Origin of the sequence: Aeromonas sp. Y318-3, from assembly GCF_027706185.1 — a bacterium.
GTDB lineage: Bacteria > Pseudomonadota > Gammaproteobacteria > Enterobacterales > Aeromonadaceae > Aeromonas > Aeromonas veronii.
Genome location: NZ_JAPDCN010000005.1, coordinates 63483 through 79641, shown reverse-complemented (window position 1 = coordinate 79641; position 16159 = coordinate 63483). Strand labels below are relative to the sequence as shown.

At 62.1% G+C, this 16159-nt stretch carries 15 protein-coding genes and 4 tRNA genes; 11 read left to right on the top strand and 8 right to left on the bottom strand.

The window, feature by feature from the left end:
• Nucleotides 1-6: 6 nt before the first annotated feature.
• On the top strand, nt 7-1134 hold the full coding sequence (locus OKB77_RS08520) for a CobW family GTP-binding protein (protein WP_164461668.1): 1128 nt from the start codon (nt 7-9) through the stop codon (nt 1132-1134).
• Here the strand turns inward: OKB77_RS08520 and OKB77_RS08515 are convergent.
• Together OKB77_RS08515 and OKB77_RS08510 are read right to left on the bottom strand one after the other, a co-directional pair.
• On the bottom strand, nt 1119-4226 hold the full coding sequence (locus tag OKB77_RS08515) for an efflux RND transporter permease subunit (protein WP_270817412.1): 3108 nt from the start codon (nt 4224-4226) through the stop codon (nt 1119-1121). The genes OKB77_RS08520 and OKB77_RS08515 overlap by 16 nt on opposite strands.
• The gene (locus OKB77_RS08510; protein WP_270817411.1) at nt 4223-5323 is read right to left on the bottom strand and encodes an efflux RND transporter periplasmic adaptor subunit; all 1101 of its coding nucleotides are present in this window, start codon (nt 5321-5323) and stop codon (nt 4223-4225) included. The genes OKB77_RS08515 and OKB77_RS08510 overlap by 4 nt, the downstream gene beginning before the upstream one ends.
• Before the next feature lie 90 nt (nt 5324-5413).
• Here OKB77_RS08510 and OKB77_RS08505 point away from each other — a divergent pair, with 90 nt between their 5' ends.
• Together OKB77_RS08505 and mdtD are read left to right on the top strand one after the other, a co-directional pair.
• On the top strand, nt 5414-6022 hold the full coding sequence (locus OKB77_RS08505) for a TetR/AcrR family transcriptional regulator (protein ID WP_270817410.1): 609 nt from the start codon (nt 5414-5416) through the stop codon (nt 6020-6022).
• 11 nt (nt 6023-6033) lie between these two features.
• Nucleotides 6034-7449, top strand: coding sequence for a multidrug transporter subunit MdtD (mdtD, locus tag OKB77_RS08500; RefSeq protein WP_270817409.1), 1416 nt, complete (start codon nt 6034-6036; stop codon nt 7447-7449).
• On the opposite strand, the gene OKB77_RS08495 is transcribed toward mdtD, so the two are convergent.
• The 3 genes from OKB77_RS08495 to folB all read right to left on the bottom strand — a co-directional run bounded on the left by OKB77_RS08495 (nt 7421) and on the right by folB (nt 8916).
• Complete coding sequence (locus tag OKB77_RS08495) at nt 7421-7909, bottom strand: YbaK/EbsC family protein (protein ID WP_005336108.1); 489 nt, start codon at nt 7907-7909, stop codon at nt 7421-7423. The two genes, mdtD and OKB77_RS08495, sit on opposite strands and share 29 nt — an antisense overlap.
• Before the next feature lie 126 nt (nt 7910-8035).
• A complete protein-coding gene (gene folK, locus OKB77_RS08490; RefSeq protein ID WP_123172250.1) occupies nt 8036-8545 on the bottom strand; it encodes a 2-amino-4-hydroxy-6-hydroxymethyldihydropteridine diphosphokinase in 510 nt (169 codons plus the stop codon).
• Nucleotides 8545-8916, bottom strand: coding sequence for a dihydroneopterin aldolase (gene folB, locus OKB77_RS08485; protein WP_005356584.1), 372 nt, complete (start codon nt 8914-8916; stop codon nt 8545-8547). The genes folK and folB overlap by 1 nt, the downstream gene beginning before the upstream one ends.
• A 157-nt stretch (nt 8917-9073) precedes the next feature.
• Here folB and plsY point away from each other — a divergent pair, with 157 nt between their 5' ends.
• The 6 genes from plsY to OKB77_RS08455 all read left to right on the top strand — a co-directional run bounded on the left by plsY (nt 9074) and on the right by OKB77_RS08455 (nt 11428).
• Nucleotides 9074-9736 carry a glycerol-3-phosphate 1-O-acyltransferase PlsY gene (gene plsY, locus OKB77_RS08480; protein ID WP_031227839.1) on the top strand — a complete coding sequence of 221 codons (663 nt, stop codon included), beginning with the start codon at nt 9074-9076 and terminating at the stop codon, nt 9734-9736.
• A gap of 47 nt (nt 9737-9783) precedes the next feature.
• Nucleotides 9784-9859: transfer RNA gene (locus OKB77_RS08475), tRNA-Phe, on the top strand.
• A 52-nt stretch (nt 9860-9911) separates the two neighbouring features.
• Nucleotides 9912-9987, top strand: a tRNA-Thr gene (locus OKB77_RS08470).
• A gap of 3 nt (nt 9988-9990) precedes the next feature.
• Nucleotides 9991-10066: transfer RNA gene (locus OKB77_RS08465), tRNA-Phe, on the top strand.
• An 8-nt stretch (nt 10067-10074) separates the two neighbouring features.
• Nucleotides 10075-10150, top strand: a tRNA-Asn gene (locus tag OKB77_RS08460).
• Between the two features lie 105 nt (nt 10151-10255).
• A complete protein-coding gene (locus tag OKB77_RS08455) occupies nt 10256-11428 on the top strand; it encodes a CD0519/CD1768 family membrane protein (RefSeq protein WP_123172251.1) in 1173 nt (390 codons plus the stop codon).
• A gap of 86 nt (nt 11429-11514) precedes the next feature.
• Here the strand turns inward: OKB77_RS08455 and OKB77_RS08450 are convergent, their stop codons facing one another.
• Complete coding sequence (locus OKB77_RS08450; RefSeq protein ID WP_123172252.1) at nt 11515-11847, bottom strand: hypothetical protein; 333 nt, start codon at nt 11845-11847, stop codon at nt 11515-11517.
• A gap of 133 nt (nt 11848-11980) precedes the next feature.
• On the opposite strand from OKB77_RS08450, the gene OKB77_RS08445 reads away from it, so the two are divergent.
• Both OKB77_RS08445 and OKB77_RS08440 read left to right on the top strand, forming a co-directional pair.
• Nucleotides 11981-12496, top strand: a complete 516-nt coding sequence (locus OKB77_RS08445; protein WP_123172253.1) for a ClbS/DfsB family four-helix bundle protein — start codon at nt 11981-11983, stop codon at nt 12494-12496.
• Nucleotides 12497-12742: 246 nt separating this feature from the next.
• Nucleotides 12743-13198 carry a hypothetical protein gene (locus OKB77_RS08440; RefSeq protein WP_100644944.1) on the top strand — a complete coding sequence of 152 codons (456 nt, stop codon included), beginning with the start codon at nt 12743-12745 and terminating at the stop codon, nt 13196-13198.
• Nucleotides 13199-13273: 75 nt separating this feature from the next.
• Here the strand turns inward: OKB77_RS08440 and argH are convergent, their stop codons facing one another.
• Nucleotides 13274-14659, bottom strand: coding sequence for an argininosuccinate lyase (argH, locus tag OKB77_RS08435; RefSeq protein ID WP_123172254.1), 1386 nt, complete (start codon nt 14657-14659; stop codon nt 13274-13276).
• Between the two features lie 210 nt (nt 14660-14869).
• Entirely contained in the window at nt 14870-16105 is a 1236-nt protein-coding gene (locus tag OKB77_RS08430; RefSeq protein ID WP_123172255.1) for an argininosuccinate synthase, read from the bottom strand.
• Nucleotides 16106-16159: the final 54 nt, after the last annotated feature.

Below are 16159 nucleotides of genomic sequence, written 5' to 3'. Positions count from 1 at the left end.
TCTGACATGACCGATATGCAAGATACCCGTATCCCAGTGACCCTGCTGACCGGCTTTCTCGGCAGCGGCAAGACAACGCTGCTCAACCACTGGGTCAAGCAGCCGGAGCTCGGTGAGTGCGCCGTGCTGATCAACGAGTTCGGCTCGGTGGGGCTGGATCACCATCTGGTGCAACAGGTGGATGAGCAGGTGATGCTGCTCGACTCCGGCTGCATCTGCTGCTCGGTACAGGGCTCGTTGGTGGAGGCGTTGCAGGGGCTCTTTATGAAGGCCATCCAGCGCAAGATCAAACCGTTCAAGCGGCTGATTATCGAGACCACCGGTCTGGCAGATCCGGCCCCCGTGCTGTTCACGTTGAGGGAAGAGGGCTTTATCGCTCAGCGCTACCGCTTCGATGGCACCGTCACCGTCGTGGATGCCGGTCATATTGAGCTGCAGTTGGCGGCCCAGTATGAGGCGGTGAAACAGGTGGCGCTGGCGGATCTGCTGGTGGTGAGCAAGGGGGATCTGGTGGACGGCGAACAGCTGGCGCGGGTCGAAGCCCAATTGGCGGCCCTCAATCCAGCGGCCCCGATCCAGCAGGTGACCAATGGCGAACTGTCGCCAGCGGTGCTGGAGAAGCTCGGCGCTTACAACGAAGCGGCCGGGCGCGATGTGCGCCAGCTGCTGGCCTGGCTGCGCACCGAATCCCCCAAGCAGGGGCTGGCGTCACCGATGCAGCCGAAGATGCAACCGTTCGCCGCCAAGGTGGGCACAGCTGCGCCCACCCACTTCGAGCACGGCAACATCGAGAGTTTCTCTTTGCGCATCGGTGAGCCGCTCAAGCCCTCTCGCCTGCTGGCCGCCATCGATGCGGTGCAGGCGCAGTATGGCGATGCCCTGCTGCGCCTCAAGGGGATTTTGCAGCTGGAAGGGGAGAGCCAGCCGGTGGTGATCCACGGCGTCCACGGCCAGCTCTATCCGCTGCAGGCACTGGGTGAGTGGCCGGAGGGCAAGGCCCAGTCCCGACTGGTGTTTATCGTCAAGAGTCAGGACAAGGCCGGTATCGAGCAGCTCTTTATGGCGACCCTCAAGGCCCCCGAGCCCACTCTGGAAGAGCGTCTCAAAGCCATGCTGGGTCAGCCCGACAACTGATCTTGCGCGTTGCAGCTCTCCTGTACCGGGTCAGGACGGCGGCGGTTGAACAGCACAAACGCCACCGGCACAAAGTAGAACGAGAGCAGGGTCGCCAGCGCTGTGCCACCGGCGATGGCGATGGCAAAGGGTGGCCAGAAGCCGCCGCCCCCCAGCAATAGCGGGATGAAGCCGCCCACCGTGGTGATGGTGGTCGAGACGATGTGGCGGCTGCAACCGGCCACCAGATCACGGATCTGCGGCAGATTGCCCTGTTGTGCCAGCGGGTCTGCCTTCAGCTCGGCCAGAATGACGATGGCGGCGTTGATGGCCAGCCCCATCAGTCCCAGCAGGGCGATGATCACCGTAAACCCGAAGGGGTAGCCCAGCAGCCAGACCCACAGCAGCCCGAGCCCAGCCGACTGGAGCGCCACCAGGGTGACGATGCCTGCCAGCCGGAACGAGTTGAAGCTGAGCACCAGCACGGCCACCAGCAGCACGGCGACCAGGCTGACATGGGCCATCAGATTGCCCACCGATTCATCCCGCTTGGCTGCTTCTCCGCCAAACTCCAGTCGATAGCCCGGCGGCAATGCCAGCGCCTTGGCGGCCAGCCTCTCTTTTACCTGCTCCAGCACGGTTTGCGGCAGTACGCCGACCGCCAGATAGGCCTCCAGCACATTGACCCGCTCACCATCCCGACGGCTGATTTCCCCCCAGCTTGGCTGCAGCTCGGGAGTGGCCAGCGCCCGCAAGGTGAGATTGGCTGCCCCTTGCTGGCCGGTGCCGGTGAGCGACAGCGGCACATTGAGTAGCGCATCCGGATCCTGACGCAAGGGCTCGGCAAGCCGCACCCGAACCGGGATTGACTCGGTGCCTTCCAGCACAGTGCCGCCCAACCTGCCATCCAGTGCGCCCGCCAGCCGGGAGGCCACATCGGTCAGGCTCATGCCTGCCAGTCGGGCGGCCTCCTCATCGACCTGCAACCAGAGTTTGGGGGCCCCTGCCTGCAAGGTGGCGCGGGTCTGCACCACTGCCGGGGTATTGGCGAGCAGACTGCGCAGCTCCTCTCCCAGACGGTGTAGTTGTTCGAGGTCGGGGCCAAACAGCCGCAGCTCGACCGGGGCATTGAAAGGCGGCCCCTGTTCCAGCTTGCGCACCAGGATCTGCGCTTCGGGAAATGTTGCATCGAGCCGCTGCTGCAGTTGTGGAATGAGCCGTTCGGCGGCATCGGCATCCTGCAGGGTGATCATCCCCTGAGCGTAATCGGCCCGCCCCTGTTTTCTGGGCACCAGGTTGTAGTAGAAGCTGGGGGCGTTGTCGCCCACCACCCAATCCTGACGAATCAGCTCGGGGAGACTGGCCAGCTCGGCGGAGATCCCCAGTGCCAGTTCGCGGGTGCGCGCCAGGCTCGCCTGTGGGGAGAGGCTGGCCTCGATGTGGATCATGTCCCGGTCGGCAGGGGGAAAGAACTGTTCGGTGAGGTGGCCCGCCACCCAGAAACCGAGCAGGGGCAGCAGACTGACCAGCAGCAGGGTACGCCATGGGTGAGCCAGCGCCATGGCGATGCTCTGCTGGAAACGGGCACTCACCCGAGGCAGGTGCAAGCCATCCTGATACCAGCGTCCCCCCTGATCACTGCCAATCCAGCGGGCTGCGAGGCCAGCCACCAGGGTGTGGGCGATGAGGTAGGAGCCCAGCAGCGAACAGATCACCGCCCAGGCGATGCCGCCGACAAACTCGCCCGCCGGGCCCGGCATCAGAATGATCGGCATAAAGGCGAGCATGGTGGTGAGGGTGGAACCCAGCAGTGGCAGCCAGAGGTGGCCGATGGCTTCCAGTGCGGCGGCACTCATGGCCATGCCGTGGCGGCGCTGATACTGCACCCGATCCGCCATGACGATGGCGTTGTCCACCATGATTCCGAGCGCCACCACCAGCCCAGTGACCGACATCTGGTGAATGGGCAGATTGATCAGGTTCATGCAGGCGAATGAGAACGCCACAGTAAGCGGCAGCGACAGGGCCACGATAATGGCAGCCTTGACCCCCAAGGTCACCAGCAGTACGGCCACTATGATGAGGAAGCCCTGCACAATGTTGATGAGCAGGGTGTCGAGCCGCTGATCGGTATAACGCTGCTGATCGAAGCTGGTGACGAGGCCGATATTATCCGGCAAGTCCTGTTGCAGCTGGGCCAGCATGGTATCGACCCGTGCCGACCAGAGGTCGATGCGGTGATCCTGTGCCATGCGCAGGCCGACCACCACGGCCCGCTCACCATTGGCAAAGGCCAGCTGGCTCTCCGGCTGGTGCAGGGTACGCCGTACCTCGGCCAGATCGCCAAGGCGCAGGGTCTGGCCCTGCTCGCCGGTGCGCAGCGGGATCTGGCGGATCCGCTCCAGGGTATCGAGGGCGCCGCGGATCTCCACCTGAAAGCGATTGTGGCTGCCCTGCAACTCCCCGGCGGCCACTTTGGCATCGGCACCGCTCAGTGCCTGGGCAAGCTGTTCGCCACTCATGCCGCTGGCACTGAGGGCGAGGGGATCGAACCGCACCTCGATCTCCTCCTGCGGTGCCCCGACCCGCTCGACGTATTCGGTGCCCGGCAGCTGGCGAGCCCGGCGTTCCAGCTCGGCGCTGTAGCGGGCGAGGCGATCCAGCTGCGGCTGGCCCGGCCCGCGCCAGACCACATTGACCAGCCGGGTGAAGGGGTAGCCCTTCTCGTCATCCAGCTTGGGGGCACTGGCGCCGGCTGGCAGTCCGGCGGCAAGATCTGCCAGCCGGTCACGGACTCTGGACCAGACGGGCTCGACATCGCTGACCTCATCCTTGAGCTCCAGATTGATGATGGAGAGACCGGGGCGAGAGCTCGACTCGATCAGCTTGATCTCGCTCTGGGCCCGCAGCCGGTTCTCGATGGGCTCGCTCACCAGCGCCTCCACCCGCTCGGCGCTGGCCCCGGGGAAGTGGGTAACCACGCTGGCAAAGCGGCTGGTGAGCTGGGGATCTTCGGTTCTGGGCAGGATCTGCAATGCCGCAAGGGCGGCCGTCAGCAGCAGCGCGACCGTCAACAGCAGCAGTCGGCCATTCTCGATAAACGGGCGGATCATGACTGTGGCTCCAGATGCGCCGCCTGATGATCCACGCTGGTGCTCAGGGTGACCTGCTGGCCCGGCACCAGTTTATGCAGGCCATCGGTCACCAGCTGTTCCTGTCCGTTCAGGGCACCACTGATCCAGGCCCGTTCGCCATCTTGCTGCAGCAGGGTGACGTCCCGACTGACCACCCGGGGTGGCGTTTCGTCGTTGAGCAGATAGAGGGTCCAGCTACCGCGCAATCCCTGGGTCAGTGCGGTGAGCGGCACCTCGTAGGCGCGGGTGGGCTCGCGGGTCTGATGCAGCAGGGTGATCAGTTGCCCCTCTGCCAGCTGTTCGCCGCCCCGGGTCAGCTGGAAGCGGGCGGTGCGGGTGTGGGTCTGCCCGTCCACTTGTACCCCCAGATTAAGCAGGCGCCCCTCCAGTGATTGCGCCCCGCTTTGCAGGGGATAGCGTTGGCCGACGATCAGGGATTCGGCCTGTTTCACCGGCACGCCGATATCGGCTTCCCACTGGCCGCTGCGGGTCAGGGAGAAGAGAGGCTGGCCTGCGGCCACCACAGCCCCCAATGCCTGCTCGCGGCTGACCACAATCCCGTTGAAGGGGGCGCGCAGCTGTGATTTCTCCTGTTTGACCCGGTTGGCTTCGAGGGCGGCGGCCAGCTGGTTGGCGCTTGCCTCCAGCATGCGGACTTTGCCTTGCTGTTCATCCAGCGCCTGACGGGAGCTGAACTGCTGCTGGCGCAGAGCTGTGAGCCGATCGAGCGTCTGCCGGGCAAGGGTCAGTTCGGCCTCGTTCTGGGCGGCCCGGGCGGCCAGCTCTTTGGCTTCCACTGCCAGCAGCCGGGTGTCCAGTGTGGCGAGCAGTTCGCCAGCCGCGACCGGCTCTCCCCGTCCCTTGTGCAGGGTGGCGATCCGCCCTGCCAGCTCGAAGCCTATCTGGCTGTGCTCGGGGGCGATCACCCGGCCATTGAAGCGGTGCAGCACCGGGTAGTGATCGCTGGCTTGCAGCGGCTGGGCGATCACCCGGGTCAGGGCGGGTGTTTCTTCTGACTCTGTGACCGGGCTGCAGCCACTCAGTAACAGCGCCAGCAGGATTAAGCAAAGTGTCATGACATCATCCTCTGGTTGACATAACATCAAATCACACCGGTGAGTCTAGTTTTTCGAAACTAGACTGTCCAGTTTGATTGTGGAGGAAAAATGAACATTTCACCCCGTAGTCAGCAGAAGCGGGCTGCGATCCTCGATGCTGCAGGGCGGCTCTTCTGTCAGCACGGTCTGCATCTGGTCAGCATGGACATGGTGGCCAGTGAAGCGGGCGTCTCCAAGCAGACGGTCTACAGCCATTTTGCCAACAAGGAGTCGCTGTTTTCCGAAGCGGTGGGCAGCAAGTGCGTCAGCAGCGAGCTGATGCCGGAGGTATTGTTGCGTGGCAACAATGTGCGGGAGAGCCTGATTGCCTTTGGTCGCAGCTTTCGCAAGTTGATCCTGAGCGATGATGCCATCAATATCTTTCGCACCTGCATCAGCTGCAACGATGCCCAGCTGGCCACCCTTTTTTTCGAGGCGGGCCCGCTCTATGTGACCAATATGCTGTCCAACTGGCTGGAGCAGCAAAAGCAGCAAGGCCTGCTGTGCCATCAAGACAGCGAACAGGCCGCCTTGCAGCTGTTGCTGATGTGGCAGGGCAAGGAGCGCATGCTCCGTGAGCTGGGTCTGCCGTTGACCCAGAGCGCTGCCGAGCAGGATGCCTGGACCCTGAGTTGTGTCGATCTCTTCCTGACCGCCGCCGCTCCCCCGCAAAAATAATGGAGGTGGCAATGAGCCACACAGTGACAGATGCCCAGCGCAAGTGGCTGCCCCTGCTGGCGGCGGTCGGTTTCTTTATGCAGGCGCTGGATGGCACCATTCTCAACACCGCCCTGCCCAGCATGGCCGAGACCTTGGGAGAGAGCCCGCTGCAGATGCAGTCGGTGATCATCGCCTACATGTTGACGGTGGCCTTGCTGATCCCGGCTTCCGGCTGGCTGGCAGACAGATTCGGCACCCGCCGTATCTATCTGGCCGCCATCTCGCTCTTTACCCTCGGCTCGCTCGCCTGTGCCGCCTCCGGTTCGCTCTCGATGCTGGTGGCAGCCCGGGTGCTGCAGGGGATTGGCGGCGCGCTGTTGATGCCGGTGGGACGACTGGCGGTGCTGCGGGTCTATGACAAGCACGAGCTGCTGCGGGTGATGTCGTTTGTCACCATCCCGGGGCTGCTCGGCCCGCTGATGGGGCCGGCGCTCGGTGGCTGGCTGGTGGAAGTGGCGAGCTGGCACTGGGTGTTTCTCATCAACCTGCCGGTGGGGCTGCTCGGCTTTATCGCCAGCTGGCACTTTATGCCGGAGCTGCGGCAGCAGACCGCCCGGTTCGACTGGCAGGGCTTTGTGATGTTCAGCGTCGGCATGGTGCTGGTGTCGGTCGGCTTGCAGGGACTGGGGGAGCACAGCATCTCCACCGGTTGGGCGCTGTTTGCACTGATCTTCGGTTTGGCGGCGATGGCGAGCTACTGGCTCTATGCCGCCAATGCACAGCAGCCGCTCTTTAGCCTGAGCCTGTTCAAGACCGCCACCTTTGCCATCGGCATCTGGGGCAACCTGTTTGCCCGCCTTGGCAGCGGCGCCATGCCTTTCCTCACCCCGCTGTTTCTGCAGCTGGGGCTCGGCTTCTCGCCAAGCAAGGCGGGGATGACCATGATCCCCACCGTGATTGGCGCCATGCTGACCAAGACGCTGGTGAACAAGCTTATTCCGACGGTGGGCTATCGCCGCATTCTGATCGGCAACACCCTGCTACTGGGGGCGATGATCGCCAGCTTCTATTTCATCGACAACCAGCTCCCCTACGGGGTCTTGCTGGGCTGGCTGGCGATCTTCGGCGCCATCAACTCGCTGCAGTTCTCTGCCATGAACACTCTCACGCTGCAAGATCTCAGCCCGACCCTGGCCAGCAGTGGCAACGGTCTGCTCTCGGTAGTGATGCAGCTCTCCATGAGTTTGGGGGTGGCGATTGCCGCCAGCCTGCTCGGGCTCTTCTCGGCGGGCACCTCAGCGGGCGCCTTAGTGGCCGAGGGGCAGTGGCTGGCCGGGTTCCACCTTACCTACCTCTGTGTCGGGTTGCTCTCCATGCTGGCGGCGCTGATCTTCGCCCAGCTGGCGCGCGATGGGGCTACGCCGTCGGGGCGGGCAGATAGCTGACCTCGCAGGGGAGCTGCGCCAACACTTCGGCCAGATGTTCGGTCGCCAGCAAAAAGGTCTGCTCCGGGTGGCCCGGAGTCCAGGTGAAGGCGGTGTGGTTGAGCAGTTGCGGGTCCACCAGTAGCGGAATATCGGCGCGAGGCAGGAAGGGGCAGACCGCCCCCGGCAGGCAGCCAATCTCCGCCTGCATCTCTTCGGCGGTGCAGATGGAGGGTTTGGCGCCGAGCGCGGCCTTGACCGCCTTGTTGTCGAGCCGGCCGTCCCTGTGGGTCAGCAACAGGGCGAAGCGGCCATCCTTGAACTTGAGAAACAGGGTCTTGCTGAACTCCGCCTGCCAGCCGAGGCGGGCTTTGACCTTTTCATCGGTGGCGTAGTCGAGGATGGGTTCATGCTCATAGCGCTGGTGGGGCAGTTCGGCCAGTAGCTGGCAGTTGAAATGGTGAATGGTATCGAGTGGCATGGGGTTCTCCTGTAGTGGGCGCTATCCTGCCAGCCTCGCAGGGTCAGGCCCAATGACACTTTCTTATCCGTGATAAGCAACCCTGTCCGTGGAAACAACAAGGGCGCCGTGAGGCGCCCTTGCGGATCAGTGATGCTGCAATTCGCACGCTTCCCAGTGAAAGGGAATGGGGCACAGCTGCTGGGAGGCCTTGTCATAGGCTTGCCACAGCTCGCCCATGGTGCGGCCATCGACGGGGTGGCGCAGATTGGGGGCCAGTTCGGCCAGCGGCCACAGCACGAAGGCGTTGGTGAGCACTTCACCGCGCGGCAGCACCAGCGGGGTGTCGCAGACCAGATCGCCATAGAGCAGCAGGTCGAGATCCAGTGTGCGCGGGGCGAACTTCTTGGCATCCGGCTCGCGGCCGTGGGCGAACTCCATGGCCCGCAGTCGCTGGCAGACGGTGGTCAGCGGCAGATCGGTCTCGGCAGCCGCCACCAGGTTGTAGAAGGGGCGGCCGTTGAAGCCGACCGCCTCGCTCTCGAATACCCGGGAGACCCGCAGCTCGCCAAATTCGGCGTACAGGGCATCGAGTCCGGCACGGATATGGCGATCCCGCTCGATGTTGGAGCCGAGGCTGATATAGATGGTGGTCATCAGTTGCTGCTCGCGGCCGGGGTGCGATGGCGCAGGATCTCGACGCCGACCCCGGCGGCATTGGGCACGGCGCCCGGCTTGGTGAGGGTCACCTTGACCCACTGTACCCGCTCGTCGGCGAGCACCAGCATGGCAACCTGCTCGGCCATGGTCTCGACCAGCTCGACGACTTTGCCGGTGACATGCTCGCAAATCTTGTTGGAGAGGTCGGCATAATCCAGTGCCAGATTGATGTCGTCGGTTGCTGCCGCGGGGCGGTTGTCGAACCCCATCTCGAGGTCAAAACGGAGCTTTTGGCGAATGCCCTTCTCCCACTCATATACACCGATGGTGGTCAAAACTTCGAGTCCGCGAATAAACACCTTGTCCATGACTGTACTTCTTCTTTACTCTTGATGGGCTGTGATGACAGCGCAGGGATGCTGGCCGGGCAACAGGCTTGCCGAGGCGCTCTGGGTGGGCATGGGCCCATGCCAGCGTATGTGGCCCGCATCATACCCCATTCATATCGTGGTAAAAACGACCAAGATGACGGCCCTGACGATTTTGATGATTATTCTGGCCTACCTGGGTGGTTCACTATCCAGTGCTGTGCTGGTCTCCCGCTGCACCGGTCTGCCCGACCCGCGGGATCATGGCTCCCATAATCCGGGGGCAACCAATGTGCTGCGCCTCGGTGGCCGGATGGCGGCGCTGGTGGTGTTGTTGCTCGATGTGCTCAAGGGCACTGTGCCCGTCTATCTCGCCTGGTATCTGCAGATCAAACCCGTCTACCTCGGCTTTATCGGGGTCGCCGCCTGCCTCGGCCATATGTACCCCATCTTCTTTCATTTTCGTGGTGGCAAAGGGGTGGCGACGGCGCTGGGCACCATGATGCCCATCGGCTTTACCATGGGGGGCGCCGTGATTGGCACCTGGCTGCTGGTGCTGCTGGTGAGCGGCTACTCCTCGCTGGCCTCCATCATTACCGTGCTGCTGACGCCGCTCTTTACCTATCTGCTCAAACCCGAATATACCCTGCCAGTCTCGTTGCTCTCCTGCCTCATTCTGATCCGCCATCACGAGAACATCTCCCGCCTGCTCAAGGGGGAGGAACCCAGAGTCTGGGGGCGAAAACGCGCGGCCTGTGCCGAAGAAGTGGCAGAAATGGACGATGTTGCGCAAAAAAGAGACGAACGAGACAAAAAGTGAAATTTCCCGTTGACCATCCGCCTTAAAATCCGTTTAATAGCGCCCACGCCCAGATAGCTCAGTCGGTAGAGCAGGGGATTGAAAATCCCCGTGTCGGCGGTTCGATTCCGTCTCTGGGCACCAATTTTGGTGCCATGAAATAAAAAATTTGTTCATGCACAATGGTTTAAAGTGTGCCGGCTTAGCTCAGTAGGTAGAGCAACTGACTTGTAATCAGTAGGTCACCAGTTCGATTCCGGTAGCCGGCACCATTTGCCCAGATAGCTCAGTCGGTAGAGCAGGGGATTGAAAATCCCCGTGTCGGCGGTTCGATTCCGTCTCTGGGCACCAATTACAATTCCTCCTTAGTTCAGTCGGTAGAACGGCGGACTGTTAATCCGTATGTCACTGGTTCAAGTCCAGTAGGAGGAGCCAATTCAAAAAGCCCTTGTCGCAAGACAAGGGCTTTTTTCTATTTGGCGCAGCCATTTTTTAACCATAAAAACAACCACACACGCACAGATGAACCGCAGGATAGATATGGAAAATCATGTAGTTATAGAGTCAAAGGGGCGACTTGCCGCCATTCGGAACTGGATGGAACCCGTGCTGGTACTGCTTATTCTCGGCAGCCTGTTCGGTTACCTCGGCAGCCAGATGGGCCTCTCTGCCATGGTCAACACCCTGTTCAATACCGCCCACCAGCTGCTGCTCAATACCGTGCTCTTTATCATGGGGATCACGGTGCTCTCCGGTGCCCTGAGCCAACTCTTGAGCGAGTTCGGGGTGATCCGCCTGCTGGAGGTACTGCTGGCCCCGCTGATGAAGCCAGTGTTTCGCCTGCCCGGTCGCACCGCCCTGGCGGCGCTGATGACCTTCTTCTCCGACAACCCTGCGGTGATCAGCCTCGCCAAGGACAGCCGCTTTCGCAAAGGCTTCACTCCGTGGCAACTGGTGTCGCTCACCAACTTCGGCACCGCCTTCGGCATGGGGCTGATCGTGGTCACCTTTATGGCCACCCTGCAGCTGCCAAGCGGTGAATCCACCGCCAGCGCGGCGCTGATCGGGTTGCTGGGGGCTCTGGTGGGCTCGGTGGTCTCTACCCGACTGATGCAGCGGATGATCCGCCCACTGGTGGGGGAAGTGCTGAACGATGACGCTGTATCGTCCGACGGTCGCAAGGTAGGGGTGACCAAAGAGGCGGCTCCCGGCTGGCTGAGGATCCTCAACTCTCTGCTCGATGGCGGCAAATCCGGTGTGGAGCTGGGGATGGCGGTGATCCCCGGGGTGCTGATCATCAGTACCTTCGTGATGCTGCTCACCTTTGGCCCCGGCGACAAGGGCTATAACGGCGAAGCGTTTCAAGGGGTTGCCCTGCTGCCGGTGCTGGCCGCCAAGGTGAGCTGGCTGTTTGACCTGCTGTTCGGCTTCCAGCAGCCGGAGCTGGTCGCTTTCCCGGCCACCTCGCTTGGTGCGGTTGGTGCCGCCATGTCGCTGGTGCCCCCTTTTATCGCCAAGGGGTGGATCACCGGTAACGAGGTTGCAGTGTTTACCGCCATGGGGATGTGCTGGAGTGGCTTCCTGAGCACCCACACCGCCATGCTCGATGCCCTCGGCTATCGCCACCTCACCTCCCGCGCCATCGTTGCCCACACCATCGGTGGCCTGTGCGCCGGTGTGGCCGCTCACCAGCTCTATCTGCTGCTGGGCTGAGTCAGGTTCAGACACGGAAACAAAAAGAGGCTCTTCGGAGCCTCTTTTTGTTTCCCCCTGCCGCGCCCTGCTCACGGGCGCACCAATCACCCTTGCGGCGTGATGCCCTGCACCTTCAACCAGAATCGCTCCTGACAGTGGTTGTGAAACAGCTTGCTGGCTGGAGTGATGGGGATGGGACTGGCGATTACCCGATAGCTGATCCAGCACTCGGCACAAAGCTGCTGAGATGGCGCTTCGTCCTGTTCGGTTTGCTGGCGGATGACGACTCCATTGGTAAACCAGCTGGTGGTTATCTGGTGCTGGATCACAGTGCCGCTCTCATCATGCTCGCTATAGTGTTCACTCTCTTGGCGGGTGAGAGTGACGGGGCTCGCCTGTCGATGAATGGCCCTGATATAGCTGATTAGTTGATTCATTGCCGATCTTGCCGTGATGGTTGGCCTGCACTGGATGAGCTGCACAGGATGGAAGAGGGCTAGCGTAACGTGCTGCCTTGGTTGCGGCAATCGCCTCGGCTGCGCCGCAAGTAAACCTGAAAAGGGGAGAGCAATGGGGATCCCGCAAAACAAGGCCGAGCTGCTACTCGCGATCGATACCAATTTCAGCAAGTTGTTCAAGGCGTTGCAGGCCGTCCCCGAGAGCTGGGTGCGGGAGCTGACCCTGGCAGGGCACAGCAAGGGAACCACCATGAGCGTTGTCAATCTGCTGGCCTACCTTATCGGCTGGAACGAACTGCTGATCAAGTGGATCGAGCGGGATGCGGCAGGTCTGCCAGTGGATTTTCCCGAAACCGGTTTTAAGTGGAACGAGTTGGGCGGGCTGGCCCAAAAGTTCTATCGGGATTACGAGGGGCTCAGCTATCCGGCGTTGTTACAGCGGTTGGCTGCCGCCAGAGGGCACATCATCGAACTGGTGGAGGCGCGCAGCGACCTGCAGCTGTATGGCTGCCTCTGGTATAAGAAGTGGACGCTCGGGCGGATGATCCAGTTCAATAGCGCCTCCCCCTATCTCAACGCCAACGGGCGGCTGCGCAAGTGGCTAAAAGAGTTGGCGATCAGGGTGTGAAAGGCAGGGGTCGCGGCTCGGGTGGGCGGCAAAACGCTTTGCCACCATATTGCCACTACCGCCCGTGGCGGCAGCTACTGGCCGCCTGACCCCCCTTTGCGCTCGGCTATCTCCTGAGTGCTGGTTGAATAAATAGATCAGCCATTCAAGGGATTAGCCGGTGCAGTGCGTTTTATCGCCGTGCTGGCCCCGCTTATGCACATCTCTTGGCAACACCATCAAGGGTCGTTGTCGCGGAGAGATATCATGATCAGCAACCTGCTTCCCCTTGCCTCTATCGCCCTCAAGCTGGGCAGTCAGCTGCTCGGCAGCAGTGCCAAACCTGAGCCTGTGCAGCAAACCGTGCAGGAAGATCGCCTCGCCCCGACCGTCCAGAGCTTGTTCCAGCGGCTGGGTGTCAAGGATGCCGACAGCGAGCAGAACCATGCTGCCATCAACCACTTTATGGGGGAGCTGATGCAGACTCTGGGGCAGGAGAATGGTGGCCAATCCCTTCCCGCAGCCATCGACAGCGCCCGCAACCAGCTGGTGAGCGGCACCCAGAGCACCCGCCTCGATGCCCTGCAAAGCGAGCTTGATACTCTCAAGGATTCCCTCGGTGCCAGCCATCTCAACCTCGATCAGCTGCTCGCTGCCTTTAAACAGACCTTGCCCAATGGCAAGGGGGAGGGGGTTGGCAAACTGCTTAATGCCAGCGCCTGAACCGCGGTGAGCAATAAAAAACGGCAACCTGAGGTTGCCGTTTTGCTTTCTAGTTCGAATGACAAGCAGGTTGGTTTAACCCGTCCGTTTTGCCAGCCAGGTTTCGGCGGTGGTCAGGGCTGCTTCTACCTGTTCGCGGGCGACGCCGCCTTTGGCGACCCGCTTGGCCAGGGTCGCTTCCAGTTCCAGATTGGGGTAGACGTCGAACTCGATCACCGGGCTGAAGCGCTGGAACTCGCCGATGGAGAGCTCCTCCAGCGGTTTGCCCACGCTGATGGCGAATACCACAGTTTCGCCGACGATATGGTGCGCTTCACGGAATGGAATCCCCTTGGCTACCAGATAGTCCGCCAGCTCGGTAGCGTTGGCATAGCCGCCTTGCGCCGCCGCCATGGTGCGCTCACCATTCACCTTCAGATCGATTAGCACCAGCGCCGCCATGTCGAGGCAGTCGTGCCAGGTGTCGAGGGCATCGAACAGCCCCTCCTTGTCTTCCTGCATGTCCTTGTTGTAGGCCAGCGGCAGCGCCTTGAGGCTCATCAGCATGCCCATCTGGGCGCCGACCACCCGGCCGGTCTTGCCACGAATAAGCTCCAGCGCATCGGGGTTCTTCTTCTGCGGCATCAGCGACGAGCCGGAGGTAACCGCGTCGGAGAGCTCGACAAAGCCCGCCTCGCCGGTGTTGTAGAAGATAAGGTCTTCGGCAAAGCGCGACAGGTGGGTCATGGAGAGGGATGCCACGTGCATCAGCTCCACCACGTGATCCCGATCGGAGACCGAGTCCAGACTGTTGCGGGTGGCGCCGGCAAAGCCCATGTCGAGCGCCAGCGCTTCGCGGTCGATGGCGTAGGCAGTGCCCGCCAGCGCGCCGCAGCCGAGCGGGCTGGTGTCGAGGCGCTTCAGCGCATCCTGCAGGCGGGAGTAGTCCCGCTCCAGCATCTCCACATAGGCCAGCGCCCAGTGAGCGAAGGTGACCGGTTGGGCCCGCTGCAGGTGGGTGTAACCGGGCAGCACCGCGGCCTGATTGACGCGCGCCGAGGCGACCAGCCCCTGCTGCAGGGCGGTGATGGAGCCGAGCAGCAGCTCGCCCTGCGCCTTGCACCAGAGTTTCAAGTCGGTGGCGACCTGATCGTTGCGCGAGCGACCGGTGTGCAACTTCTTGCCGAGATCGCCGACGGCGGCGATGAGCTGGCTCTCGACCCAGGAGTGAATGTCTTCGGCATCCGAGCTCAGGATCTGCTGGGGATCCTGCTGCACCGAGGCGAGCAGCACCTCCATCGCCTGCTGCAACTTGCCCTGCTCATCGGCGGTCAAGACGCCCACCTTGACCAGCGCTTTGGCCCAGGCCATGGAGCCCTGAATATCCTGCTCCGCCAGCCGGTAATCGAACCGCAGCGAATCGTTGAACTGCTTGAACCGGCTATCGGCTCCCTGACTGAAGCGTCCACCCCAAAGTGCCATACTGCTCTCCTTGAATGCGTTGTCGGCGGCGCCCTGGCCACCGAGCTTGAAATCGTGCCCTGTTTTTCTGCGAGCCTGTTATCTCACAGAAGCGGCCGGGGCGCTGCCGCTCTTGTCACACCTGCCGATGCTGGCTCAGGGGTTATGCCCTCTGCCTGTAGAAGAGGGGGCCATGCCCCCTCAACGGAATCAACGGGTTATCGCGCTTGCTTAGCCGTGGGTGTGATCGCCACCGATAGCCTGATGCTGTTCCTTCATGGCGCGGATCCGGCTGGCCAGGGTGTAAAGACGGATAAAGCCTTCGGCATGGCTCTGGTCATACACTTCGTCGGCGCCGAAGGTGGCGAAGTCTTCGGAGTAGAGGCTGTTCGGCGACTTCTTCTGCACCGCAGTGACCTGACCTTTGTACATCTTCAGCACCACTTCACCGTCGAGATCTTCGGCGATGGTGTTGGCAGAGGCGAGGATCGCCTTGCACAGCGGGGTGAACCAGCGACCGTCATAGACCAGATGGGAGAACTCGGCCCCCAGCTTCTCCCGCCAGGCGCGGGTCGGGCGATCCAGTACCAGCTCTTCCACGGCGCGCAGCGCGGCGACCATCACGGTACCGCCCGGGGTCTCGTAGCAGCCGCGGGACTTCATCCCCACCATCCGGTTTTCGGTGATGTCGATGCGGCCCACGCCGTGCTTGCCGGCACGCTCGTTCAGGGTCATCAGGATCTGGTGCGGGCTGAGCGGCTGGTCGTCAACGGCCACCACTTCACCCTGCGCCACGGTCAGCTTGACGTACTCCGGCTGATCCGGTGCCTGTTCGGCCGGTACGGTCCACTGCCAGACCGCTTCGGAAGGCTCGTTCCAGGTGCTCTCCAGTTCACCACCCTCGGTGGAGATGTGCCAGGCGTTGGCGTCGCGGCTGTAGATCTTCTTCAGGGTTGCCTTGCAGGGGATGTTGCGGGTCTCCAGATAGGAGAGCAGATCTTCCCGGGAGCGCATGTCCCAGATCCGCCAGGGGGCGATCACTTTCAGCTGGGGCGCCAGCGCGGCGACCGCGCCTTCGAAACGCACCTGATCGTTGCCCTTGCCGGTGCAACCGTGGGAGATAGCATCGGCCCCTTCCGCCAGCGCCGCTTCGACCATCGCCTTGGCGATCACCGGACGGGCCATGGAGGTGCCCAGCAGATAGGTGCCTTCATAGACGGCGCCGGTCTTCAGGGTCGGGTAGACGTACTCTTTGACGAACTCTTCCCGCAGATCCTTGATGATGCACTTGGTGGCGCCGGAGGCGATCGCCTTCTGCTCGATCCCTTCCAGATCATCGCGCTCCTGACCGACGTCGGCCACGAAAGCGATGATTTCGGCGTCATAGTGCTCTTTCAGCCAGGGAATGATGGCCGAGGTATCCAGTCCACCCGAGTAAGCCAGTACGATCTTGTTGATTCCGCTCATGTTACTTCTCTCCGTGATGATTCGATGATGATTCAATAAAAGTGTCGTGATTCA

What these genes read in the sequence shown, in the direction of transcription:
- folB (WP_005356584.1), bottom strand. Translation starts at nt 8,916, where the DNA reads ATGGACAAGGTGTTTATTCGCGGACTCGAAGTTTTGACCACCATCGGT.
- OKB77_RS08455 (WP_123172251.1), top strand. Translation starts at nt 10,256, where the DNA reads ATGGAAAATCATGTAGTTATAGAGTCAAAGGGGCGACTTGCCGCCATT.
- argH (WP_123172254.1), bottom strand. Translation starts at nt 14,659, where the DNA reads ATGGCACTTTGGGGTGGACGCTTCAGTCAGGGAGCCGATAGCCGGTTC.
- OKB77_RS08440 (WP_100644944.1), top strand. Translation starts at nt 12,743, where the DNA reads ATGATCAGCAACCTGCTTCCCCTTGCCTCTATCGCCCTCAAGCTGGGC.
- folK (WP_123172250.1), bottom strand. Translation starts at nt 8,545, where the DNA reads ATGACCACCATCTATATCAGCCTCGGCTCCAACATCGAGCGGGATCGC.
- OKB77_RS08520 (WP_164461668.1), top strand. Translation starts at nt 7, where the DNA reads ATGACCGATATGCAAGATACCCGTATCCCAGTGACCCTGCTGACCGGC.
- OKB77_RS08505 (WP_270817410.1), top strand. Translation starts at nt 5,414, where the DNA reads ATGAACATTTCACCCCGTAGTCAGCAGAAGCGGGCTGCGATCCTCGAT.
- OKB77_RS08430 (WP_123172255.1), bottom strand. Translation starts at nt 16,105, where the DNA reads ATGAGCGGAATCAACAAGATCGTACTGGCTTACTCGGGTGGACTGGAT.
- plsY (WP_031227839.1), top strand. Translation starts at nt 9,074, where the DNA reads ATGACGGCCCTGACGATTTTGATGATTATTCTGGCCTACCTGGGTGGT.
- OKB77_RS08510 (WP_270817411.1), bottom strand. Translation starts at nt 5,323, where the DNA reads ATGACACTTTGCTTAATCCTGCTGGCGCTGTTACTGAGTGGCTGCAGC.
- OKB77_RS08450 (WP_123172252.1), bottom strand. Translation starts at nt 11,847, where the DNA reads ATGAATCAACTAATCAGCTATATCAGGGCCATTCATCGACAGGCGAGC.
- OKB77_RS08445 (WP_123172253.1), top strand. Translation starts at nt 11,981, where the DNA reads ATGGGGATCCCGCAAAACAAGGCCGAGCTGCTACTCGCGATCGATACC.
- OKB77_RS08495 (WP_005336108.1), bottom strand. Translation starts at nt 7,909, where the DNA reads ATGCCACTCGATACCATTCACCATTTCAACTGCCAGCTACTGGCCGAA.
- OKB77_RS08515 (WP_270817412.1), bottom strand. Translation starts at nt 4,226, where the DNA reads ATGATCCGCCCGTTTATCGAGAATGGCCGACTGCTGCTGTTGACGGTC.
- mdtD (WP_270817409.1), top strand. Translation starts at nt 6,034, where the DNA reads ATGAGCCACACAGTGACAGATGCCCAGCGCAAGTGGCTGCCCCTGCTG.